The sequence below is a fragment of the Nocardioides sp. P4_G4 genome (assembly GCF_056401085.1).
This window is the reverse complement of record NZ_JBFUKA010000024.1, coordinates 1-22,824: the sequence shown is the minus strand read 5'-3', so window position 1 is coordinate 22,824 and position 22,824 is coordinate 1. Positions and strand designations below refer to the sequence as shown.

General features: G+C 71.8%; 23 protein-coding genes. 17 read left to right on the top strand and 6 right to left on the bottom strand.

What is annotated here, in order from left to right; translation table 11 throughout:
• Positions 1-244 precede the first annotated feature (244 nt).
• The 4 genes from AC1DQF_RS07670 to AC1DQF_RS07655 all read right to left on the bottom strand — a co-directional run bounded on the left by AC1DQF_RS07670 (position 245) and on the right by AC1DQF_RS07655 (position 5,510).
• The gene (locus AC1DQF_RS07670; protein WP_477524621.1) at positions 245-844 is read right to left on the bottom strand and encodes a TetR/AcrR family transcriptional regulator; all 600 of its coding nucleotides are present in this window, start codon (positions 842-844) and stop codon (positions 245-247) included.
• A 25-nt stretch (positions 845-869) separates the two neighbouring features.
• On the bottom strand, positions 870-1,868 hold the full coding sequence (locus AC1DQF_RS07665; RefSeq protein ID WP_477524620.1) for an NAD-dependent epimerase/dehydratase family protein: 999 nt from the start codon (positions 1,866-1,868) through the stop codon (positions 870-872).
• A gap of 4 nt (positions 1,869-1,872) precedes the next feature.
• The gene (locus AC1DQF_RS07660; protein WP_477524619.1) at positions 1,873-4,392 is read right to left on the bottom strand and encodes an alpha/beta fold hydrolase; all 2,520 of its coding nucleotides are present in this window, start codon (positions 4,390-4,392) and stop codon (positions 1,873-1,875) included.
• Positions 4,393-4,484: 92 nt separating this feature from the next.
• On the bottom strand, positions 4,485-5,510 hold the full coding sequence (locus tag AC1DQF_RS07655) for a 3-oxoacyl-ACP synthase III (protein ID WP_477524618.1): 1,026 nt from the start codon (positions 5,508-5,510) through the stop codon (positions 4,485-4,487).
• A gap of 217 nt (positions 5,511-5,727) precedes the next feature.
• On the opposite strand from AC1DQF_RS07655, the gene AC1DQF_RS07650 reads away from it, so the two are divergent.
• From AC1DQF_RS07650 to AC1DQF_RS07605, 10 genes are all read left to right on the top strand, one after another.
• Positions 5,728-6,465, top strand: a complete 738-nt coding sequence (locus AC1DQF_RS07650; RefSeq protein WP_477524617.1) for a DinB family protein — start codon at positions 5,728-5,730, stop codon at positions 6,463-6,465.
• Between the two features lies 1 nt (position 6,466).
• The gene (locus AC1DQF_RS07645) at positions 6,467-7,150 is read left to right on the top strand and encodes an alpha/beta fold hydrolase (RefSeq protein WP_477524616.1); all 684 of its coding nucleotides are present in this window, start codon (positions 6,467-6,469) and stop codon (positions 7,148-7,150) included.
• Positions 7,151-7,204: 54 nt separating this feature from the next.
• Positions 7,205-7,816 carry a hypothetical protein gene (locus AC1DQF_RS07640; protein WP_477524615.1) on the top strand — a complete coding sequence of 204 codons (612 nt, stop codon included), beginning with the start codon at positions 7,205-7,207 and terminating at the stop codon, positions 7,814-7,816.
• A 324-nt stretch (positions 7,817-8,140) separates the two neighbouring features.
• Complete coding sequence (locus AC1DQF_RS07635) at positions 8,141-8,800, top strand: response regulator transcription factor (protein ID WP_477524614.1); 660 nt, start codon at positions 8,141-8,143, stop codon at positions 8,798-8,800.
• A 60-nt stretch (positions 8,801-8,860) separates the two neighbouring features.
• Positions 8,861-9,379: a MarR family winged helix-turn-helix transcriptional regulator gene (locus AC1DQF_RS07630; RefSeq protein WP_477524613.1), complete on the top strand. Its 519-nt coding sequence runs from the start codon at positions 8,861-8,863 to the stop codon at positions 9,377-9,379.
• 62 nt (positions 9,380-9,441) lie between these two features.
• The gene (gene icmF / locus AC1DQF_RS07625; protein WP_477524612.1) at positions 9,442-12,669 is read left to right on the top strand and encodes a fused isobutyryl-CoA mutase/GTPase IcmF; all 3,228 of its coding nucleotides are present in this window, start codon (positions 9,442-9,444) and stop codon (positions 12,667-12,669) included.
• Positions 12,666-13,427 carry a helical backbone metal receptor gene (locus AC1DQF_RS07620; protein WP_477524611.1) on the top strand — a complete coding sequence of 254 codons (762 nt, stop codon included), beginning with the start codon at positions 12,666-12,668 and terminating at the stop codon, positions 13,425-13,427. The genes icmF and AC1DQF_RS07620 overlap by 4 nt, the downstream gene beginning before the upstream one ends.
• A 112-nt stretch (positions 13,428-13,539) precedes the next feature.
• Positions 13,540-14,307, top strand: coding sequence for a pirin family protein (locus AC1DQF_RS07615; protein ID WP_477524610.1), 768 nt, complete (start codon positions 13,540-13,542; stop codon positions 14,305-14,307).
• 44 nt (positions 14,308-14,351) lie between these two features.
• The gene (locus tag AC1DQF_RS07610; RefSeq protein ID WP_477524609.1) at positions 14,352-14,963 is read left to right on the top strand and encodes a nitroreductase family protein; all 612 of its coding nucleotides are present in this window, start codon (positions 14,352-14,354) and stop codon (positions 14,961-14,963) included.
• On the top strand, positions 14,963-15,268 hold the full coding sequence (locus tag AC1DQF_RS07605; protein ID WP_477524608.1) for a GNAT family N-acetyltransferase: 306 nt from the start codon (positions 14,963-14,965) through the stop codon (positions 15,266-15,268). The genes AC1DQF_RS07610 and AC1DQF_RS07605 overlap by 1 nt, the downstream gene beginning before the upstream one ends.
• Here AC1DQF_RS07605 and AC1DQF_RS07600 read toward each other — a convergent pair.
• A complete protein-coding gene (locus tag AC1DQF_RS07600; protein WP_477524607.1) occupies positions 15,258-16,508 on the bottom strand; it encodes an endonuclease/exonuclease/phosphatase family protein in 1,251 nt (416 codons plus the stop codon). The genes AC1DQF_RS07605 and AC1DQF_RS07600 overlap by 11 nt on opposite strands.
• A 333-nt stretch (positions 16,509-16,841) precedes the next feature.
• On the opposite strand from AC1DQF_RS07600, the gene AC1DQF_RS07595 reads away from it, so the two are divergent.
• The 7 genes from AC1DQF_RS07595 to AC1DQF_RS07565 all read left to right on the top strand — a co-directional run bounded on the left by AC1DQF_RS07595 (position 16,842) and on the right by AC1DQF_RS07565 (position 21,335).
• On the top strand, positions 16,842-17,618 hold the full coding sequence (locus AC1DQF_RS07595) for a LamG domain-containing protein (RefSeq protein WP_477524606.1): 777 nt from the start codon (positions 16,842-16,844) through the stop codon (positions 17,616-17,618).
• A gap of 103 nt (positions 17,619-17,721) precedes the next feature.
• A complete protein-coding gene (locus AC1DQF_RS07590) occupies positions 17,722-17,973 on the top strand; it encodes a PspC domain-containing protein (protein WP_477524605.1) in 252 nt (83 codons plus the stop codon).
• 45 nt (positions 17,974-18,018) lie between these two features.
• Positions 18,019-18,627 carry a sulfite oxidase-like oxidoreductase gene (locus AC1DQF_RS07585; protein WP_477524604.1) on the top strand — a complete coding sequence of 203 codons (609 nt, stop codon included), beginning with the start codon at positions 18,019-18,021 and terminating at the stop codon, positions 18,625-18,627.
• Position 18,628: 1 nt separating this feature from the next.
• Positions 18,629-19,360 (top strand): FAD-binding oxidoreductase, encoded by a 732-nt coding sequence (locus AC1DQF_RS07580; RefSeq protein ID WP_477524603.1) that lies wholly within the window; start codon positions 18,629-18,631, stop codon positions 19,358-19,360.
• A complete protein-coding gene (locus tag AC1DQF_RS07575) occupies positions 19,357-19,590 on the top strand; it encodes a DUF2630 family protein (RefSeq protein ID WP_477524602.1) in 234 nt (77 codons plus the stop codon). The genes AC1DQF_RS07580 and AC1DQF_RS07575 overlap by 4 nt, the downstream gene beginning before the upstream one ends.
• Positions 19,591-19,660: 70 nt before the next feature.
• On the top strand, positions 19,661-20,776 hold the full coding sequence (locus AC1DQF_RS07570) for a DNA glycosylase AlkZ-like family protein (RefSeq protein WP_477524601.1): 1,116 nt from the start codon (positions 19,661-19,663) through the stop codon (positions 20,774-20,776).
• A 16-nt stretch (positions 20,777-20,792) separates the two neighbouring features.
• Entirely contained in the window at positions 20,793-21,335 is a 543-nt protein-coding gene (locus AC1DQF_RS07565; protein WP_477524600.1) for a GNAT family N-acetyltransferase, read from the top strand.
• A gap of 21 nt (positions 21,336-21,356) precedes the next feature.
• Here the strand turns inward: AC1DQF_RS07565 and AC1DQF_RS07560 are convergent.
• On the bottom strand, positions 21,357-22,824 hold a 1,468-nt coding region (locus AC1DQF_RS07560), incomplete at its 5' end, for an ABC-F family ATP-binding cassette domain-containing protein (protein WP_477524599.1).

Genomic DNA, 22,824 nt, shown 5'->3' with positions numbered 1-22,824 from the left:
CAGACCCGCTCGCCACTCCCCCGGGCGATCGTCTGGGCCATTGCGGGACGACGCATGTGAGGCCGAAACAGTCCGCACACAGTCCGCAGAATTCTCACGAAGTGTCGTTCACACCCAGCCCCCAGAATCACGCTTCCGCAGGTCAGAGGTCATTTGCCGTCACCACCCGACATCACCAGTTCAGACGGGGTCCCATCCCGGCCTCTAGGCCGGCCCATCCGCCACAGCGACCGAGTGATCGGGGCTACGTCTCGCGTTGCAGCACCCGCGAGACGATCCAGGCAATGTCCTCCGCCGTGTGTTGCGCGGTACCACTGGGCTGCATGACGTGACTGAGCACAGCCCGGACGAACACGTCGACCGCCGCCGCGAGATGGCGCTCGTCGAACGGCAGGGCGAAGCGAGCGAGCCGATCGGCGGTCACGGTCTTGGCGGTGCTCAGCAGCGGCTGGGCGTGCGTGGTCAGCAGCGGCAGCAGCTCGGTGTCGGCGCCGTGGGTGGCAGAGACCACAGCCCGCAGCAGCGCATTGCCCTGCGCCATCTCGAGCACGTCCCGGGCGGCGACGTGGATCGACTGCACCAGGTCGTCGGGGTGTGCGTCGAAGGCTCGGTCGACGACGGCGAGGAAGCGGGTGAACTCGTCGTGGATCATCGCCTCGGCGAGCGCCTGCTTGGAGCCCACCTCGTTGTAGACGGTCTGACGGCTGACGCCCACCTCGTCCGCCAGTCGCGCCATCGTCACCGAGGACCACCCGGAGCTGGTCGTCAGCTCCGCAGCGACACAGACGATGCGCTGCAGGTGGGACCCTGCGCGGTCTTGATCGGCAACCCTTCCTGGGGTCATGGAAGCAACCATAGGGACTCGCTGATCATGCGGGGAGCTCGCCTCGGCCGGCGGGGTGACGGTCGTACCACTCGGCGAGGGCCTCGAATCCTGCCTCGAGCCCGACCGTCGGGGCCCACCTCAGCACCCTCCGGGTGTGCCGCTGGTCGAACCAGTGCGAGGTCGACAGCTGCTCGGCGAGGAAACGGGTCACCGGCGGAGTGTCGGTACGTCGCGTGGCCACCCACACCAGGTCGATGACGGCGCCGGCCGCAACGGCCAGGCCCGCAGGCACGTGCCGCTGCGGCGGAGGCACCCTGGCGGCCCGGCACACCCGGTCGAGGATCTCGGCCACGGGACGCGGGTCTCCCCCACTGACCACCAAAGCCTCACCGTGGGCGTCGGGTCCGCACACGTCGACGGCGGCGACCAGGGAAGCGGCTGCGTCATCGACGTACGTCGTGTCGATCAACGCGGTCCCGCCATCGAGCAGCGGCAACCGCCCGGTGCGCGCGCGGGACACGAGGCGTGCGACGAGCTGGGTGTCGCCGGGGCCCCACACGAGGTGGGGCCGCACTGCCAGCACCGCGAGATCGGGCGAGTCGGCGGCCAGGGCCAGAACCTCGGCCGCGGCCTTGGTGCGGGCGTAGTGGCCCCGCGCACGCACCGGGTCCGCCGGCTCCGCACCGGCCCCGCTCAGGGGTCGACCGGCGTGGGCCACCGATGGTGACGACACCTGCACGAACCGGCCGACTGCGCCGGCGCGGGCGGCCGAGACGAGGGTGGCGGTGCCGCGCACGTTCGCGCGCTCGAACGCCTCTCGGGGCCCGACCACGTCCACCTTGGCGGCGAGGTGCACGACCGCGTCCTGGCCCCGGACGGCGCGCCTGACCGCGTCGGGGTCGGCGACGTCGCCCAGCACCTCGCGACAGGCCAGTCCGGCGCTGTGGCGCTGCATCACCGTGACCTCGTCCCCGCGGGTGAGGAGGAGCTCGGCGGTGGTGCGACCCAGCAGTCCGGACGCGCCGGTGACCAGGACCTTCATGCCGTCACGAGTGGTCGCGGCCTGCCAGCGAGCGGGCCGCCTGCCGCGCGACCTCGAGCCGGTCGACCTTCGAGGCGTGACGGATGTCGAGGGGCAGGCGGTCGCTGCACAGCACGGCCGCCACGGCGGTGCCGGCGGCTCGGCGCACGTCCTCGGCCAGGTCGTGCTCGGCGACGCGGAGGTCCATCGCGCCCCGCCGGCGGAGGCGCCAGCGGGTCGAGGGGGCGTCCGGCACGACCACGGCGACCAGCACCTGCGCACCCGGGGGGCCGACGCCCACGACGGCCGCGGCGCTCACGGCATCGAGGGACTCGACGCGCTGCTCGATCGCGACCGGCGTCACGAGGGCGTCGGCCGTGCTGACGACGTGCACCGCGCGTCCCTCGACCCACAACCGGCCTTCGACGTCCAGGTGCCCGACGTCTCCGGTGGCGTGCCAACCGGGGTGACGGCGCGTCACGTGCTCGGTCGCCCACAGGGAGTCGTAGCGGTCCTTGACGTGTCCGGCCCTGACGCAGATCTCGCCCGTCACCCCGGGGACGTCGACCAGCGTGGCGTCGTGACCCCCGGGCGCAAGCGGTTCGACCGCGATCTCGACCCCGGGCAGCGGCCGCCCGACGCAGACGCCCTCGCCCACACCGGCCCGTCGGATCTCGTCGTAGGAGATGTCGGTGACCGGCAGCACCTCGGTCATGCCGTAGGGCGTGTGGAGGCTCGCGTTCGGGAGCACCTTCCCCACGTCGGCGAGCAGGGCGGCCGGCACCGGGGCCCCGGCCGACATCAGCAACCGGACCCGGGAGAGGGCCGCACGCTGACGGGTGGTCAGGTCGGCGCTCGTCGCGACCACCCGGCGCAGGGCCGCCGGGGAGGCGAAGACCACGCGCGCATCGACGGCGCTCGCCGCGTCAGCCAGCAGTGGCGCGGTCAGGGTGTCCGGAGCGGTGACGTCGATGTCGGGAACCACCGAGCCGAGCCCCAGCGCGGGGCCGAGGATGGAGAAGGGCGCGAAGGCAGCGACGAAGGTGTCGTCGGCCCGCAGGTCGTAGGTCGCCCGGACGAGGTCGACCTGGGCCCGGACCTGCCCGTGTCGGTAGACGACACCCTTGGCCGGCCCCGTGGCTCCGGAGGTGAAGACGACCGCGCAGTCAGCATCGGGTCCGGGCACGCTCGGTGACGGGGCGGTGCGACCGCGGCGCGCGAGCTCGTCCAGGTCGTGGTCGACCCCGAGCAACCGGCGGGTGGAGGCGGGCAGTGGTCGCACGGCGATCCGCGAACCGGGCAGACCCATGGCCCGGGCGGCGACCAGGCCGGCCCGTCCGGCGACGAGGTGGTCGATGGAGGCTCCTCGCAACGCGCGGCGCATCCCGGCGAAGCCGAGGCCCTTGTCGGCCACGACCACGACGGCTCCTGCACGCCACACCGCGTAGACCACCGAGGTCAGGTCGGCGGACGGCTCGACCAGCAGACCGACCCGGTCGCCGGGACGTACGCCAGCCTCAGCGAGACCCGCGGCCAGCTCGGTCACGCGCCGGGCGAGCGCCGCCCAGCTGACGGTGGTTCCCCGCACGGACATGACCGGACTCGTGTCGTCCGCCCGACGGTCCAGCGCGGCCCACAGCGGTTCGTGGTCCGGGGTCGCGCGGTCGTCTGCAACCGGGGCGACATCGGCGGTCGACGGCTCGTCGAGCCCCCGCACCCAGGTGGCGACGAGGTCGGCGTACTCCGGTGCGTCCTCGGTCACGAGGTGGGAGGCCCCCTCGAAACGGTGGACCTGGGCCTGGGGCAGCCGGTCACGCAGGTCCGCCAGGTAGCGCTCGCCGAAGACGGGGTCGCGCGGCCCCCAGAACATCAGGGCCGGCACGTCCAGGCTGCGCACCCCCTCGGCCAGCTCCGCCACGACGTCGTACGACGGGTGGCCGGCGGAGAAGGGGATGTCGGCCACGAAGGCGCCCACGGCGCTCCGTCGGTCGGCGCCGCGGTAGGGCAGGGCAAGCGCGTCGCGGACCTCCCGGGCCAGGGCGGGCCTCGACAGCGCCGAGGTGGCGCGCACGAAGACGGGTGTGGCCACGCAGCCGACCGAGCGCACTCCCGGCAGGTGGGCGAGGCGGATCAGCGGCGGGCCGTGGTCCCCGGGCGGTTGGGCCACCGCCGTGTTGCCGAGGACGACGCCGCGCAGCTGGTCGCGGTGGTCCAGCGCCCAGCCCAGCGAGAGGATCCCGCCCCAGTCGTGCCCCACGGTGACCACGGGACCGCTGATGCCCAGGGCGACGGTGAGGTGACCGAGGTCGGCAACCCGCTGCGCGACCGTGCGCGGGGTGTCCGGTCGCTCCGAGAACCCCATTCCGAGGTGGTCGGGCGCGACGACGCGCCAGCCCTCCGGCGCGGTCGCGAACAAGCCACGCCACAGGTAGGACCACGTGGGGTTGCCGTGCACGCACAGCAGGGTGCCGTGCGTGGGCTCGACCCCGTTGTCCAGGACGTGCCACCGCCGCTCGCGACCCTCGGCGTCGGGGGCGACGACCATCCGCGACCAGGCGGGATCCAGCCCGGGGAGGTCACCCGGTGTGGGCCACCTGTCGGACGCGGTGGGTCCGGCTGAGGGCGTCGACTCCGCGCTCACCAGCGGATCTCGAGGCAGCTGGCGTTGAGGCCGGAGCCGATCCCCATCAGGAGGACGCGGTCGCCGGGGTCCAAGGAGTCCGTGTCGCCGGCCAGCGTGAACGCCACGGACGCGGGGCCGATGTTCCCGAACTCGGGGAAGCTGCGGGGGACGCGGTCGGGGTCGATCTTGAGCCGCTCGCAGATGGCGTCGGTGTGGACCTGGGAGATCTGGTGCAGGAAGTACCGGCTGATGCCGTCGTCCCAGCCGAACTCGCTGGCGGCCTCGTCCCAGAGCCCGGAGGACAGCTCGAGGCCCGCAGTGAGCAGCCCCTTCAGATCGGTCTTCATGGTGTCGTTGTCGCCCACGCAGAGCTCGTGGTGCTGGGTGGCGGAACGGCTCACGCCAGCGATCAGGGCATGGCCGGCGGGGTGCTGGTCGGCTCGCCCGAGGACCATCGCCACCGCACCCGAGCCGAGGGTCAGGGCGGCGAACTCCGACATCAGGTCGCGCGACGTGACGCCCTCAGCGGACAACCGCCTGATCGTGGCCTCCTGGACCGGTTGCGAGTCCTCGCTGTCGACCACCAGCGCGACATCGATCAGGCCGGCCTCGATCATCGCGGCGGCGATCTCCATGCCGTTCATGAAGCCGAGGCATGCGTTGGTGACGTCGAAGTTCCGGCAGGCAGGTGACAGACCCAGGGCATCGTGGATGACGACCGCGGTGGAGGGCTCCAGCCAGTGACGACTCAACGACGTGTTGATGAGCAGGTCGACCTGCTCAGGCGCCACGCCGCTGGCGGCCAGGGCGGCCTGGCCGGCGGCGACGGCACCGTCGGTGAAGGCCTCGTCGTCCGCCCAGCGGCGCCGTTCACGAATGCCGACCAGCCCCTCGAGCAGGCCAGCACGCATGCGTGTACGCCGGTAGACCTCAGTGAGGCGTTCGTCCAGCTCCGCGGAGGTGACGACGACGGGCGCCTCGACCCGCTCGACGCCCAGGATCACGGTCCGGTCGTAACGGTGCGTCGAATTGTCTGTCATCGTTGCTCCTGGGGACGCGCCGTGCCGTGAGTGTGCTGCCACGGGCCGAGCGAACCGGCGCGCCGGCGCATCGTGACCCGCCCGGAATGCTAACCCCGCTTCGGTGGAACGCGTGCACCATGCACCGTCGGACCGAGCTCCGCTGGGGCATTGACGATCCGCTGCCAACGCCTCGATCCGGACGGGGAACGTCCGCAACCGGGCCTAGGTTGGGACCATGAACGCCTCCACCGCCTCCCTGCCCAGGGGCGCGCACGTCGAGCATGCGGACCTGCGGGCCATCTCCTTCCACCACGTCCGGTTCGTCGGGCTCGAGCTGGTCGACGTCGAGATCACCGGCGAGATCGACGGCGTGACGATCAACGGGGTCGACATCGGCCCCCTGGTCGAGGCCGAGCTCGACCGACGCATGCCCGACCGCACGAAGATGCACCCGACCACGGTCGAGGGCTTCCAGGAGGCTTGGGCGATCCTCGAGCGACTCTGGGCCGAGACCGAGGAACGTGCCCGAGCACTCCCGCCCGGTCTGCTCCACGAGCGGGTCCGCGACGAGTGGTCGTTCATCGAGACGCTGCGTCACCTGGGCTTCGCGAGCGCCGCGTGGGTGGGCCGGATGGTGCTCGGCGATCCGGTGCCGTGGCACCCGCTCGATCTTCCGTGGGACGAGGCTCCCGGGTGGGAGGGCATCCCCTGGGACCGCGAGGCACGTCCGTCGCTGGACGAGGTCCTCGCCGTGCGCCGCAAGCGCCAGGCCATGGTCCGCGACGTGATCACCGCCCTGACCCCCGAGCAGCTCGACGAGACCGTCACCCGGGCCGAGCCCGGGTGGCCGCAGCTCGAGGACTTCCCGCTGTCCCAGTGCCTGTTCATCGTGGTCAACGAGGAGTGGCACCACCGGCTCTACGCCGAGCGGGACCTGGACGCGCTCACGGATTCGACCAAGGAGGAGGACTGACATGGACATCGTGCTCATCGCCGGCATGTGGCTCGACGCGACCGCGTGGGCGGACGTCGTACCGGAGCTGGAGAGGCTCGGCCACCGCCCCGTGGCCCTGACCCTGCCCGGCCAGGGAGACGGAGACACCACCGCGACGTACGGCGATCAGGTCGCCGCCGTGTCGGCGGCCGTGGACGCCGCCGACGGCCCGGTCCTGGTGGTCGGCCACTCGGCCGCGTGCGCCCTCGCCTGGGTCGCCGCCGACGCGCGGCCCGAGAAGGTGGCGCGCGTCGCGCTGGTCGGCGGCATGCCGAGCGCCGACGGCGAGACCTACTTCGGCGCCTTCGAACCCGTCGACGGCCTGGTGCCGTTCCCGGGCTGGGAGCCCTTCGAGGGTCCCGACTCCGACGACATGTCGACCGCGCTGAAGGCGGCTGTGGCACAGGGTGCGATCCCGGTGCCGGCCACGATCACCCACGGCGTCGTGCACCTCGGCGACACCCGTCGCTACGACGTGCCCGTGACCATGGTCTGCCCGGAGTTCACGCCCGAGCAGGCCAGGGAGTGGGTCGAGGCCGGCGAGATCCCCGAGCTGGCGAAGGCGGGGCGCGTCGACTACGTCGACATCGACACCGGCCACTGGCCGATGTTCACCAGGCCGGTCGAGCTCGCGCGCGTCCTGGCCGACTGCACCGGGGCCTGATGGCGATGTGAGGTGCAGCCGTCCTCGCGCACGCGCCCGGCTATCGTCGCCAGCGTGCCCGGTCACCAGCGCATCCTCGTGGTCAGCACCCCGGCGGACGAGGCCGAGCTGCTGCGCGTCCGCGACGACCTGGGCCGTGACCCCGTGGTCATCACCGCCCCGACGGCGGAGGCCAAGCGAGCGGTGGGCGTCCTTGCCGTCGAGCCACAGGTGGAGCTGCTGCTGGCGCCGGTGCTCTCTCCCCCCGCCGACCGCGGGCACCGGTTGGACGACTTGGTGAGGCGCTACGCCCTGCGGGACCGGTTCCGAGACGTCGTGGTGGTCACGGACGCGGCCACGTCGACGCTCCTGATGCGGGTCCTCGCCCCCGACCAGCTGCCCGCGGGCGGTGCCGTGACAGCGGTGGGCCTTCCCCGCGGGGACCGCCCGGCGTCCCTCCGGCGTGCGGTCGTCCTCGGGCTCGGGCTGGCTCTCCTGGCGGGCCTGGCCGAGCCACGGGTGGGGGTGCTCGTGCTGCCTGGCGCGGCGGCGCTGGTCGGGATCTCCCTTCTGCTCGTCGAGCCCTGGCGGCACCGCGGCCGGGAGCTGCTGCTCGCGGCGGCCATCGCCACGGTGGTCCTGCTCGCGACCGTCGCCGGTTCGGCACGCTTTCCCGGCGGATGGTGACGAGTGCGTTCGATCATTTGCGTCCGCATCGAGCCGTCGCGTGCCTAGACTTCGACTGCCTTCCCTGGGAGGGAGTTCGCCGTCTGCCGCAGGGCGGGGCGATCACAGCTAGCGAGTGTGGGTGACTTCGGCCCGATCCACACCCCGGCCAGCCGACGTGGGCACTGGGCCGCGTCGCCGGGATTCACCCCACGAGGGCCCGGCGGCGCGGCGCATCCGCGAATCCCCGGGGTCCCCACCACCCGCAGAGGCTGTACCCTTTCCCCGCTTTAGTCACAAGGCATCCGTGATCGCCTGCGTTGCGCTCCGAGGGGAAGTGTCCTCATGGCCCTCCGCGTCGCCATCGTGAACGACGACGAGCTCGTCGTGCGCGGCCTCGCCTCCATGCTCCAGCACCGCAGCGAGGTCGAGTGCGTCACCGACCTCGCTGCTGCTGCCACGACCGACATCGTCCTGTTCGACCCGTTCACCACGGGCGGCCACGACCGCACCCTGGAGCGTCTGGTCGCGGACCCACGGGTCGCCAAGGTCGTCATCTACACATGGAACTTCCAGCCGTGGACCGCTGGCGAGTGGATCGGGCAGGGTGCAGCGGGCTACCTGTCGAAGACCCTGTCCTCAGCCACTCTCGTGGAGGCGATGCACGCCATCCAGTCCGGGCGAACCATCGTCGCGCCGGGTCACCGTGGCACGGTCGCGGCGTCCGACTGGGCCGGGCAGGAACAGGGCCTCACCCGACGCGAGGCGCAGATCCTCTCGCTGATCGCCGCGGGCATGTCGAACGCCGACGTGGCCGAACGCTCCTGCCTCTCCATCAACTCGGTGAAGTCCTACATCCGGTCGTGCTACCGCAAGATCGATGCCGAGAGCCGATCCCAGGCAGTGTTGTGGGCGGTGGCGCACGGTGTGGTGGCCGAGCACCACGACGGTCGGACACCGGCCGCTGCGGCCGCTCGGTCCTCCGAGAGCCCGGCCCGGGGCTGACCGTTCGACCACGGACGGACAGTCCTAGGACGTCCTAGCAATCTCCCGTAGCCTGCTCCCATGACATCGGACCGGGACCCCATCCACGAGGCTCGCAGCCAGTGGGTCCGCCACGGGTGGGACGGCGCGGCCGACGGCATGGCCATGGTGACGTCGATCGTCCGGGTGCAACAGCTGCTCATGGAGCAGATCGACGCGGTCCTGCGACCGCTGGACCTGACCTTCGCCCGTTACGAGGTCCTGCGGCTGCTGTCCTTCGCGCAGTCCGGCTCGATGGCGATGACCCGGCTCGGATCGCTGCTGCAGGTCCACCCGACCAGTGTGACGAGCGCGGTCGAGCGCCTGGTCCGTCAGGGGTACGTCGAGCGACTGCGCCGCGAGGACGACCGGCGCGTGGTCCTCGCTGCCCTCACCGACGCGGGTCGGGCCGTCGTCGAGGAGGCCACGACCGGGCTCAACGCGCGCGTCTTCGAGTCCCCCGGCATCCCCGTGGACGACGTGCTGCGCCTCACCGAGCTGCTGGCCGAGCTCCGTGCGGCGGCGGGCGACCACGTGGCCGCCCCGGCTACTTCCCAGTAGTTAGTTGGATGTCCTACCATCGGATTGCTAGGACGTCCAACCATCTTCCCTGAGGGATTCTCATGCCCGAGCTCCACCAGCCGCAGCACCCCGTTCGCCTCGTGACCGCCTCGAGCCTCTTCGACGGTCACGACGCGTCGATCAACATCATGCGGCGCATCCTCATGAGCCAGGGCTGCGAGGTCATCCACCTCGGACACAACCGTTCCGTGCAGGAGGTCGTCGACGCGGCGCTCGAGGAGGACGTTCAGGGCGTCGCCGTCTCGTCCTACCAGGGCGGCCACGTGGAGTACTTCGAGTACCTCGTGGAGTCGCTGCGTGCGGCCGGGGCCGACCATGTCAAGGTGGTCGGCGGCGGCGGCGGCGTGATCGTGCCGGCCGAGATCAAGCGCCTGCGCGAGTCCGGCGTCACGATCTTCTCCCCCGAGGACGGCCAGAAGATGGGGCTCGTGGGGATGATCAACTCCGTGGTCGCCGACTGCGACTTCGACCCCTGGGAGAAGCGCCAAGCCGACGTCGACGCGGTGCTGGCCGGCGACCGRCTCGCCGTCGCCCGGGCGATCACCGGTGCCGAGACCGGACAGCTGGCCGATGAGGCACTCGCCCGGATCCGCCAAGCCGCGTCCGCGCGCACGACACCCGTGCTCGGCATCACCGGCACCGGTGGGTCCGGCAAGTCCAGCCTCACCGACGAGCTCGTCCGCCGCTTCCGCGTCGACCAGCAGGACAAGCTGCGCATCGGGGTCATCGCCGTCGACCCGACCCGGCGCAAGGGGGGCGGCGCCCTGCTCGGCGACCGGATCCGCGCCAACTCCCTCGACGGTGACCGCGTCTTCTTCCGCAGCCTGGCCACCCGCGGCGCCCACGAGGTGCCTGACCACCTCGCCGACGTCATCACCGTGATGAAGGCCGCCGGCTTCGACCTGGTGGTCGTCGAGACCCCCGGCATCGGCCAGGGCGACGCCGCGATCGTGCCCTTCGTCGACTCCTCCCTCTACGTGATGACGCCCGAGTTCGGCGCGGCCTCGCAGCTGGAGAAGATCGACATGCTCGACTTCGCCGACACGGTGGCCATCAACAAGTTCGAGCGTCGCGGCGCCAAGGACGCGCTGCGCGACGTGGGTCGCCAGATGGTCCGCAACCGGGAGGCGTTCGGCAAGCAGCCGTCCGACATGCCGGTCTTCGGCACCAGCGCCGCCACGTTCAACGACGACGGTGTCACCGCGCTCTACCAGCACCTCCGCGACCAGCTCGCCGGCCAGGGCCTGCCCGTCACCGAGGGCACCCTGCGCCACGTCGACGTACGACACTCCTCCGGCATCCGGCAGGTCGTCCCCACGGAGCGGGTGCGCTACCTCGCCGAGATCACCGAGACCGTGCGCGGCTACCACGCACGGACCGAGGAGTACGCCGCCGCGGCCAGCCGCGTGCAGCGCCTCGACATCGTCCAGGGGGAGCTCGTCGAGGCGGGCGAGGCCACGGATGGCGTGGGCGGGCTGCTCGAGTCGGCGCGCAAGGCGCTCCCCCACGAGGTCAGCGACCAGATCCAGGCGTGGCCCGCGGTCGTGGAGTCCTACTCCGGTGACGAGCAGGTGGTGAAGGTCCGCGACAAGGAGCTGCACACCAGGCTCACCCGCGAGTCGCTGTCGGGCAACAGGATCCCCCGCGTCGCGCTCCCCCGCTTCACCGACCACGGCGAGCTCGTCCGCTTCTGGCGCAACGAGAACCTGCCGGGCTTCTTCCCCTTCACCGCCGGCGTCTTCCCGTTCAAGCGCGACGGCGAGGACCCGGCCCGGATGTTCGCCGGTGAGGGGGACCCGGCCCGCACCAACCGCCGCTTCAAGATCCTGAGCCAGGACGGCGACGCGACCCGCCTCTCGACCGCCTTCGACTCCGTCACCCTCTACGGCCGCGACCCCGACCCCCGCCCCGACGTCTACGGCAAGGTCGGCACCTCCGGCGTCTCGGTGGCCACCCTGGACGACATGAGGGCGCTGTACGACGGCTTCGACCTGGTCTCCCCGTCGACGAGCGTCTCCATGACGATCAACGGCCCCGCCCCCACCGTGCTGGCGTTCTTCCTCAACACGGTCATCGACCAGCAGGTGGAGAAGTTCCGCGCCGAGCACGACCGGGAGCCGGACGAGGCCGAGCACGCCGAGCTGGCGGCGTACGCCCTGGCCAACGTGCGTGGCACCGTGCAGGCCGACATCCTCAAGGAGGACCAGGGCCAGAACACCTGCCTGTTCTCCACCGAGTTCTCGCTGCGGATGATGGCCGACATCCAGGAGTGGTTCATCGCCCAGAAGGTGCGCAACTTCTACTCGGTGTCCATCTCCGGCTACCACATCGCCGAGGCCGGGGCGAACCCCATCAGCCAGCTCGCGTTCACCCTCGCCAACGGGTTTACCTACGTCGAGGCCTACCTCGCGCGCGGCATGGACATCGACGACTTCGCGCCCAACCTGTCCTTCTTCTTCTCCAACGGCATGGACCCCGAGTACAGCGTGCTCGGACGCGTGGCCCGTCGCATCTGGGCGGTGACCATGAAGGAGAAGTACGGCGCGGCGGAGCGCTCGCAGAAGCTCAAGTACCACGTCCAGACGAGCGGTCGGTCCCTGCACGCGCAGGAGATGGACTTCAACGACATCCGGACCACCCTGCAGGCGCTCATCGCCATCTACGACAACGCCAACAGCCTGCACACCAACGCCTACGACGAGGCGGTCACCACCCCGACCGAGGAGTCCGTGCGCCGGGCGCTGGCGATCCAGCTGATCATCAACCGCGAGTGGGGCATGGCGATGAACGAGAACCCCCTCCAGGGCTCGTTCATCATCGACGAACTCACCGACCTGGTGGAGCGCGCGGTGCTGGAGGAGTTCGACAGCATCAACGAGCGCGGCGGCGTGCTCGGCGCCATGGAGACCGGCTACCAGCGCGGCAGGATCCAGGACGAGTCGATGCTCTACGAGCACCGCAAGCACGACGGCAGCCTGCCGATCGTCGGCGTCAACACCTTCGTCAAGCCCGACTCCGACGTCTCGCCCCCGGAGGTCCAGCTGGCCCGGGCGACCGAGGCCGAGAAGGAGTCGCAGCTGCGTCGCGTACGGGAGTTCCAGGCCGCCCACGGCTCGGAGGCCGCCGAGGCGATCGCGCGGCTCAAGGACGCGGCGGTGTCGGGCGACAACGTCTTCGCCGTGCTGATGGACGCAGCGAGGGTCTGCTCCCTGCAGCAGGTCACCGAGGCCTTCTTCGAGGTCGGCGGGCAGTACCGCCGCAACGTGTGAGCGCCGACGACCTCGGGCATCCCCTCGCGCCCCTCGACCGTGCCGGACCCGTACGCCGGGTGGTCTCCCTGGTCCCCTCGATCACCGAGGCACTCGCGAGCGTGCGACCCGAGGCGGTGGTGGGGGCCACGGAGTGGTGCACCCACCCCGCGGACCTAGACGTGCCGCGGGTGCGGGGCACCAAGAACCCGGACCTGGCCGCGATCGCCGCCCTCTCCCCCGACCTCGTGGTCGCCAACAAGGAGGAGAACCGCGAGCTCGACGTCCGGCGGCTGCGTGATCGAGGCGTCCGCGTCTGGGTGACGGACATCGAGACCGTGCCCCAGGCGCTCCACTCCCTCGGCCGGCTCCTCGACGAGGCGCTGGGGTGGCCGCGCCCGCCGTGGCTGGAGGAGGCGGCCGCGTTGTGGTCCGGTCCACTTCCCCCCGTGACCCGCCGCGTGGTCATCCCCGTCTGGCGGGATCCGTGGATGGCGGTGGGCAGCAGCACCTTCACCGGCGACCTGGCCCGCCGTCTCGGGCTGGCCAACGTGTACGCCGACCACCCGGAGCGCTATCCCCACGTCGACCTGGCGGCCCTCGACGCCGCGGGCGCCGACGTCGTCCTGCTCCCGGACGAGCCCTACTGCTTCACCGCCGACGACGGTCCCGGTGACTTCGCGACCACCCCGACCGAGCTCGTCAGCGGGCGCCTCCTCACCTGGTACGGCCCGTCCCTGGTCGACGCCCACCGGAGCCTGGCACGGCCCGGGAGCTGAACCCCGCCGTCGTCGGGAATGATCGACGTACTGCTTCGGTTGTGACGCATGTAGTTGACCAGTCAACGACACAGCAGTTCGTCCATCCGTCCCCCGCACGTGAGGACCCGCCATGAGCACCGTCGACCTGACCCCCACCGTGGACGTCCGTCGCGCCGAGGACCGCTTCTCCAGCCAGTTCGGTTGGCTGGACTCCAAGCACTCCTTCTCCTTCGGCCACCACTTCGACCAGGCCAACACCCACCACGGGCTGCTGCTGGTCAACAACGACGACGTCGTCGACGCCGGCACCGGCTTCGACACGCACCCGCACCGCGACATGGAGATCGTCACCTGGGTGCTCGACGGTTCCCTGGTCCACCAGGACTCCACCGGCCACAACGGGATCATCTACCCGGGCCTGGCCCAGCGGATGAGCGCCGGTCGCGGGATCATGCACTCGGAGAAGAACGACTCCTGGCGCCTGTCCGGGGACACCCACCGCGACCCGGTCCACTTCGTCCAGATGTGGGTCGTGCCCGACGAGGACGGCATCACCCCCGGCTACGAGCAGCTCGAGATCGACCACGAGCTGCTGTCCGGCGGCCTCGTCCCGGTCGCCTCCGGGATGGACAAGCACGACGGCGAGTCCGCGATCCGGATCAAGAACAAGTTCGCCGCGCTGTACGCCGCGCGCCTGCAACCCGGCCAGTCCGTGCAGCTCCCCGAGGCGCCGTTCCTGCACCTGTTCGTCCCCCGCGGGGCCGTCACCCTCGAGGGCGCCGGTCCGCTCGTCACGGGCGACGCGGTCCGGTTCACCGCGACGGGCGGCCAGAGGGTCACCGCCACCGAGGCGGCCGAGATCCTCGTGTGGGAGATGCACGCCACCGTCGCCGCCTGACCCCCCCCACCCCCGTCCACACCCCCCGCTCTCAGGAAGACCCCATGACCCACCACGACGTCTCGCACAAGACCGCGACGACCACGGCCGAGGTGCACCCGCTCCTCACCACCCGCTGGAGCCCTCGCGGCTTCGACCGGACCCACACCCTCGACGAGCGGACGCTCACCGCGCTCCTGGAGGCCGCCCGCTGGGCCCCGTCGGCCAACAACAGCCAGCCCTGGCGCTTCCTGGTCACCCRTCGCGGCGAGCAGGCGTTCGACGAGATCGCCGACGTCCTCGCCCCCGGCAACCGCACCTGGGCGCCGGCCGCCAGCGCCCTGCTCCTCGTTGCCGCCCAGACCACCGACGAGACCGACCGCCCCCGTCCCTGGGCGCTCTACGACACCGGCCAGGCGGTCTCGGCGCTCAGCGTGCAGGCCGAGGCCGAGGGCCTCTCGGTGCACCAGCTCGGCGGCTTCGACGCCGACGCGGCGCGCCACCGGTTCGACCTCGACGACACGCTGACCCCGGTGGTCGTCGTCGCGGTCGGTCGGCACGACCCGCACGCACAGCTCCCCGAGCCGCTGGCCACCCGGGAGCAGGCCCCGCGCACCCGCGAGCCGCTGGGCGCGCTGCTGCTCGGCGAGCACGACAGCACCCGCGAGGTGGCGTGATGACGACGGACGTGGTCAACGTCGAGGACCGGCAGCGCTACGAGATCGTGCGCGACGGCGTCACCCTGGGCCACGCCGCCTACCAGGAGGCCGATCGGCTGGTGGTCTTCACCCACACCGAGGTGGACCCGTCGCTGGAGGGCCAGGGCATCGGCGGGCTGCTCGTGCGTGCCGCCCTCGACGACGTACGCAGCCGTGGCCTGACCGTGCTGCCGATCTGCCCCTTCGTCCAGGCCTGGATGTCGCGGCACCCCGCCTACGCCGACCTCGACTACCGCAGTCCGGGCAGCACGGTCACGGACTGACCGGAGCCCGACAGGCCCCGTGCCGGGCGGCCGGGAGCACCAGACGTGCCACGACTCCGGCGTGGTCGGAGGGCCACAACCCCGACGCGGTCCTGTCGCCGGGCTCGTCGCCCACCACGGTCGCCCGCGGCGCCTTCACGCCGGGGCTGGCCAGCACGAGGTCGATCCGCGTGGTCAGCGGCTCGGTCGGGTCGGTCAGCGTCGGGTCGAAGCAGCACGTCTCCCCCGCGTCGCGGGGGTGGCTGCGCGTCCACGCGTCCTGCCCGACCCCGGCCAGCAGCCGCGTGTACGCCGCACCGTCGGGCGCGTCGGAGTTGTAGTCCCCGACATACACCATCGGCAGCGCACCCGACTGGGCGGCGACGGCGGCCTGCGCCGCGAGCAGCTCGTCGACCTGGGCGACCCGCACCGCCTCCGCGTCGACGCCCGGGATGCCGAACGCCTCGAGGTGGGAGTTGACGAACCGGAAGTGCGCGCGCCGCGTGGTCACGTCGACGGAGCCCCAGCCGCGGGCCACCGGGAGCACCGTGCCGTTGAAGGGGAAGCTGACGATCGTCTCGTAGGTGCCGGTCCGTGCGTTCGTGACGCCCACGCCGTCCCGGGCCAGGATCACGTCCCGGTCGGCGAGCTGGACGGCGGCGGTCGGTACGGCGGCATCGGCCAGGATCGGGATCGGGGGCGACGCGAAGTTGTTCGCGATGGCCCCCTCGACCGCGGAGTAGTGAACCCCCCGTGCGGCCAGCGCGTCGAGCAGCAGGGCGAGGAAGTCGTAGGCGACGACGGGGTCGGTGGTGGCTCCCGTCTGCGGGTTGAAGGTGTACGTCGTCCAGCGGGTGACCTCCTGCAACCCCACCATGTCGGGGCCGGCCGCCGCGATCTCGTCGGCGATCGCCGCCATCCGCTCGGGAGGCCTGGTGGCCTGCACCGCGGCCCACGTCTGGGTGGCCGCACCGACGATGGCGTTGTTGTCGCCACTGGCCAGTGCCGTGAGGACCGGGGTGAGGTCCGCGCCGAGGTAGAGGTTGCGGGTCATCACCGTTGCCGTCCGGGCATGCGCGTCCGCGTGTCCGTGCCCGTGCCCGTGCCCGTGCGCAGAGGCCGCCGCCGTGGGTGGCGCCGGCGGACCCGCCACGGCCCCCCCGCCGGGTGCCAGCGTGGCGGTCGCAGCCAGCACCGAGGCACACAGGCCGAGGACGAGGGCGCGACGGCGGGCGGGCTTGCGTCCGGCAGAGATGGTCATCTTCGGACCGTGGCACCGTCGGTCGGGAGGCACAAGCCCCATCTGGGGTACGCCCGACTTCCCGGGACGCGGCGCCACGAAGATTCATGCCAGGGAAAAGTAGAACCGCCCACGGTCTCGGGTCCGTGGGCGGTTCTGACGATGAATCTACGTCCCGGTTCTCCTCAGCGCGGTCACGGGCGATCCACACCCGAGCCACGAAACGTCCACGCATGCCCCGGGAAGGGCCCGACGGACGTCCCGGACCACATTTGGTGATGCCTCTGGAGGCACCGCGGAGCTACGGTGAAGTGCTCGGCAGACCCGCCCGTCGGGCGTTGGGAGGGGCCTCGCATGCGACGCCTCAGCTCGTTCCTCGCAGCCACTGCACTGCTTGCCGCCACCGCGCCGCTGGCACTCCTCCCTGTCGCCGCGAGCCGCGGAGTCGGCGCGCAGAGCGCCGTCCCGGAGAACGGCCTCGTCCTCGGCTACTCGATGGACACGCTGTCGCAGGGCACGATCACCGACTCGTCCCCCCACGCCCTCGACGGGCACGTCGTCGCGGGCTCGGGCACCGTGCGGCTCGTCACCGGCCTCGCCGGCTACGGCAGGGCGCTCCAGCTCACCGGCACCCAGCACCAGTACGTCGACGTCCCCCGGTCGCCGCTGCTCGACGTCAACACCTACACGCTCTCCGCGTGGGTGCGCTACACCGGCATCCAGAACGACCAGACCCTCGGCCGGTGGGAGGTCCTGGAGAAGGCAGGCGCGTACTGGATGAACGTCCGGACCAACGGCCTCGTGCGCGTCGGCGGCTTCTACGGCGGCTGCGTGAACGCCAACTGGCAGTTCTTCGACAGCACACGCGCAGTCCCCGTCAACCGCTGGAAGCACATCGCGACGACGTACGACGGCACGTGGCTGCGGATCTACATCGACGGCCGCGCCGCGGGAGCCAGGCAGATCACGGGGCGCACGTGCGCGAGCACCGAGCCGCTCGCGGTGGGCGCGAAGAACAACCCGTCGAAGGGACTGCTGGAGGCCTTCTGGGACGGACGCCTGGACGAGGTCCGCATCTACGACCGGGCGCTGACCGTGACGGAGATCGACCAGCTCGCGGCGCGACCCTGACCTCCGGGTGACGGGTCGGGGACGCACCAGGGCGGATCCCGATGGCGTGGGGCGCCCCGGAGAGGGAGGCTTGACCCACCAGCTCGACGACCGGAGGAACACCATGGACAGCATCCGCACCAGCTTCGCCAACCAAGGCCTCATCCGCCCCCGGGACAGCCGGGTCCTCGGCGGGGTGTGCGCCGGGATCGGGCGCAGGTTCGGCCTCACCCCGTGGATCTCGCGGCTGCTGTTCGTGCTGCTGCTCATGCTCGTGCCGGGCAGCCAGCTGCTGGTCTACCCGCTCCTGTGGATCCTGATGCCGGACGAGGAGAGCCTCACCCCGACCCGGACCACGACGTACCCGGGGGCCTGAGCTCGACCAGCCCGCTGACCTGCCCCCCGAGCCAGGAGCAACTCGATGCCAGTGACCCGAGGCTTCCACCGCCGACGTCCCCCGACACAGGCCGACCGGCTGCCCCCGGGCCAGTACGACACCGGCGCCTCGTGGCCCGTGCTGAGCGCGGAGGCGACACCCCAGACCCCGGCCACTGCGTGGACCTTCACCGTGGACGGGCTCGTCGAGTCGCCGCAGACGTGGACCTGGGAGGAGATGAACGACCTCCCCGGGTCGACGTACGCCGGCGACATCCACTGCGTCACGACCTGGTCGAAGCTCGACGTGACCTTCGCCGGCGTCAGCGTCGACGAGTTCCTGGCCGCGGCCGGACCGACGGCGGACGCCCGCTACGTGCTGGCCCACTCGGTGACCGGCTACACGACCAACGTGCCGCTCGCCGACCTCACCGGCGGGCGCGCTTGGGTGGTCTGGACGTACGACGGCCGGCCGCTTCCGCGCCAGCACGGTGGCCCGGTGCGACTGCTCGTGCCGCACCTCTACTTCTGGAAGTCGGCCAAGTGGGTCAACCGGCTCGAGCTCCTCGCCGAGGACCGCCCCGGCTTCTGGGAGCAGAACGGCTACCACGACCGCGGCGACCCGTGGCTCGAGCAGCGCTACCAGGGGGACTGACATGAGCGACATGGGCGAGCCGGCCCTGATCACCCTGGCGACGGCGTGGACCGACGGCCGGATCATCGAGAAGGACCTTCCGACCCCCAGGACCGTGCGACTGCGGATGCACGTGGAGGGCAGGCCGCCGCACCGACCCGGTCAGCACTACCTGATCCGGCTGCGGGCCCCGGACGACTACACGGCCCAGCGGTCCTACTCGGTGGCCTCCGACTCCGACGACCCCCTGCTGGAGTTCCTCGTCGAGCGGCAGCCCGAGGGTGAGGTGTCGGAGTTCCTGGCCGACGTGGCCGAGGTGGGCGACGTGCTCGAGATGCGCGGGCCCATCGGGGGATGGTTCGTCTGGGACGCGCGGACGCCGGCGGTGTGCCTGGTCGGGGGGACCGGCGTGGTGCCGGCGGTGGCGATGACGCGCACCGCGCGTCGACTCGGCCGGGCCGAGCTGCTGCGGGTGGCGGCCGTGGGTCGCAGCGCCGCAGCGCTCCCGTATGCCGATGAGCTCGAGAGGTTCGGGGCCACGCTCGCCTTCACCCGCGACAGCGCGGGTGTCCGACCACCCGGACCGTTGACCCCCGACGAGCTGCTGCCACTGGTCGAGGGCGCCGACCTCGCGTACGTCTGCGGGTCCGCACGGTTCGCGGCGTACGCCGAGTCCCTCCTCGTCGAGTGCGGCGTCGAGACCCGGTCGATCCGTGTGGAACGTTTCGGGCCGACAGGTCATGATGAGTCATGACCCCAGACGCCGACGTCCACCAGCACATCTCCGAGCTCGTGGCGGAGGAGCACCAGCTCCGCGAGGCGGGCGCCTCCCCGGAGCGTCGGGAGCGGCTCGCCGACCTCGAGCGTCAGCTCGACCAGCTGTGGGACCTGCTGCGCCGACGAGATGCCGCCCGCGAGTTCGGCCAGGACGCCTCCGCGGTCTCCGAGCAGCCGTCGTCGCAGGTCGAGGGATACCTCCAGTAGTCGTTCGGCGACAGGAGGAAGGTCACCGGGCAGGACGCCGTCCGTCCGGAACGGGTGGGAGGCTGCGGGGATGACCAGGTCCACCGAGGTCTCCACCACATGGGCGCAGGCGCTGTCGTGGCGCATGCAGCGGCAGCTTCTCGACCCGGTGGGGTCAGGGTCGGTCGCCGGCGTCGTACGCCGGCTGGGTGCGGTGCTCTCGATGGACGAGTCGCTGGCGGAGCTCGCCGTGCGGACCCGCAGTGCAGCATCCGGGCCCGGCGATCTCGCGGTGGCGCTGGCCGAGGGGCGCGTGATCAAGGCGTTCGCGTTCCGCGGGTCGATGCACTACCTCTCCCCCGAGGAGGGCGGGATCTACCTGGCCCTCCGCTGCGCGGGCCGGCAGTGGGAGCTGCCGAGCTGGGTGGAGCACTACCGACTCACACCGTCGGACTGGCCGGACTTCCGTGCCACCGTGCGTGCAGCGCTCGGCGACGGCCCGTTGACCCTGGCCGAGCTCGGTCGGGAGGTGACGAGGCACCGGGCCTACCGACACCTGAAGCCGGTCTTCGACGAGGGCGCGGGGACCCTGCTCAAGCCGCTGACCTGGCAGGGGGACATGACGATCGGTCCGCCGCGCCACGGCGTGCCCACCTTCCGGACCGTCGAGGACAACCCGCGGTGGCGGGGCATCCCCGAACTCGACGACGCGGGCCCGCGGGCGATCACGGCGTACCTCCGCACCTACGGGCCGGCCACGCCCGAGCACCTCCACTACTGGCTCGGCAACGGCCTGAGCGCGGGTCGTAGACGGATCGACGCCTGGTTCGCCGCGCTCGGCGACCGGCTCGTCGCAGTCGACGTCGAGGGGACGGCGGCGTACGTCGTGGACGAGGACGTGGACGCCCTCGAGGCGTCGGCCCCGTCGGAGGCCGTGCGGTTCCTCCCCGGTCACGACCAGTGGGTGATCGGTCCCGGCACCAAGGACGAGGCCGTCACTCCCCCGTCCCGGCGAGAGCTGATGACACGCAAGGCCAACCCGGTGATCTTCGGCGGAGTCGTGTGCGGGACGTGGGTGCACACGGGTGACGACCTCGCCGTGACCTGGCTGGAGGGACGGCGGCGGCCCGACGCGGAGATCGACCGGGAACGCGGCCGCCTCGCCCACCTTCTCGACCGGGACCTGCGCCTGAGCGTGACCTCCTAGGTGGAAGGATGCCGACATGCCCCCGGGGCCCGCGCTGACGTTCCTCGAGACCGATCGTCTCCTCCTGCGACACCGGCGCGTGGACGAGGCCGACGTCTTCCGACGGCTGTGGCTGGAGCGGGACCCCCGGGTGCCGGCACACCGGAAGATCGATGCCGAGGGACGGCCGTCCGTGGAGGACATCGCCGCCCTGATCCGACGGGAGCGTGACGAGCCCCGCCCGGGCGTCCTGGCGGTGGAGCGCAGGAGCGACGGGGACGTCCTCGGATACTGCGGGCTGGTCTTCCACGGCAACGGCGCACCCGATGAGCCCGAGCTGGCCTACGAGCTGCTCCGTCGGGCCCACGGGTCCGGCTACGCGGCCGAGGCGGCCGGCGCGGTCGTCGCCTGGGCCGACGAGGCGGGCTACCAGCGGCTGTGGGCGACCGTCCGGGCGTGGAACGTCGCCTCCCGCCGCGTCCTGGAGAAGCTCGGATTCCACGAGACGGGCCAGGTCGAGGTCGACGCGCTCCATGGCGACAGCCTGCTGACGGTCAGGTCCCCCGCCAGCACGGCGTGATCGGTCGTGACGGGGTGGGCGTCAGGTGTGTCGTACGACGACGCGACCGCCGTCGACCTCCCACCGCTGGTCCAGCCGGACGTTCTCCAGCAGGCGCCGGTCGTGGGACACCAGCAGGAGCGCCCCGTCGTACGACGCCAACGCCTGCTCGAGCTGCTCGATGGCCGGCAGGTCGAGGTGGTTGGTGGGCTCGTCGAGGACGAGCAGGTTGACCCCGCGTGCCTGCAGCAGCGCCATGGCCGCGCGCGTCCGCTCGCCCGGGGACAGGCGACCGACCTCGCTGGTGACCTGGTCGGCCTTGAGCCCGAACTTGGCGAGGAGGGTCCGCACCTCGGCCTGCGTCAGCTCCGGCACGGCAACCTCGAAGGCGTCCCCGAGCGGCAGGGCGTCGTCCAGGTTGGTGCGGGCCTGGTCGATCACCCCCACGGCCACCGAGGCACCCAGCGACGCGGTGCCCGTGTCGGGGGTCGTGCCGCCCAGCAGCAGCCGGAGCAGCGTGGTCTTGCCGGCACCGTTGGGACCGGTGATGCCGATCCGGTCGCCGGCGTTGACCTGCACGGAGACGGGGCCGAGCCGGAAGTCGCCCAGGCTGCGGGTCGCCTCGTTCAGGGTGGCGACCACCCCGCTGGACCGCGGCGCCGCGGCGATGTCGAACTGCAGGACCCACTCCTTGCGCGGCTCCTCCACCTCGTCGAGCCGCGCGATCCGTGACTCCATCTGGCGGACCTTCTGGGCCTGCTTCTCCGAGGACTCGGTGGCCGCCTTGCGGCGGATCTTGTCGTTGTCGGGGCTCTTCTTCATCGCGTTGCGCACGCCCTGGGAGCTCCACTCGCGCTGCGTGCGGGCCCGCTGCACGAGGTCGGCTCGCGTGCCGGCGTACTGCTCGTAGGCCTCGCGGGCATGGCGCCGGGCGATGGCGCGCTCCTCCAGGAAGGCGTCGTAGCCGCCGTCGTAGACGGTGACCTGGCCCTGGGCCAGGTCGAGCTCGACGATCCGGGTGACGCAGCGTGCCAGGAACTCCCGGTCGTGGGAGACCAGCACAACGCCGCCGCGCAGGCCCTGCACGAACGACTCCAACCGCGCGAGGCCGTCGAGGTCGAGGTCGTTGGTCGGCTCGTCGAGCAGGACCACGTCGAACCGGCTGAGCAGCAGCGCGGCCAGCGCCACACGCGCGGCCTGGCCACCGGACAGCGACGTCATGACGGCGTCGGGGCCCACCTCCAGTCCCAGGTCGGCCAGCACCGGGGCGACTCGGTCCTCCAGGTCCGCCGCTCCGCTCGCCATCCACCGGTCGAAGGCCACCGCGTAGGCGTCGTCGGCTCCCGGCTCGCCCGAGCCGAGCGCCGCCGCGGCGGCTTCCATCACCTCGGTGGCCTCGGTCGCGCCGGTACGCCGGGCGAGGTAGGCCACGACGGTCTCCCCGGGCACGCGCTCGTGCTCCTGGGGCAGCAGCCCGATGAACGCGTCCCTCGGCGCGCAGTCCACGGAG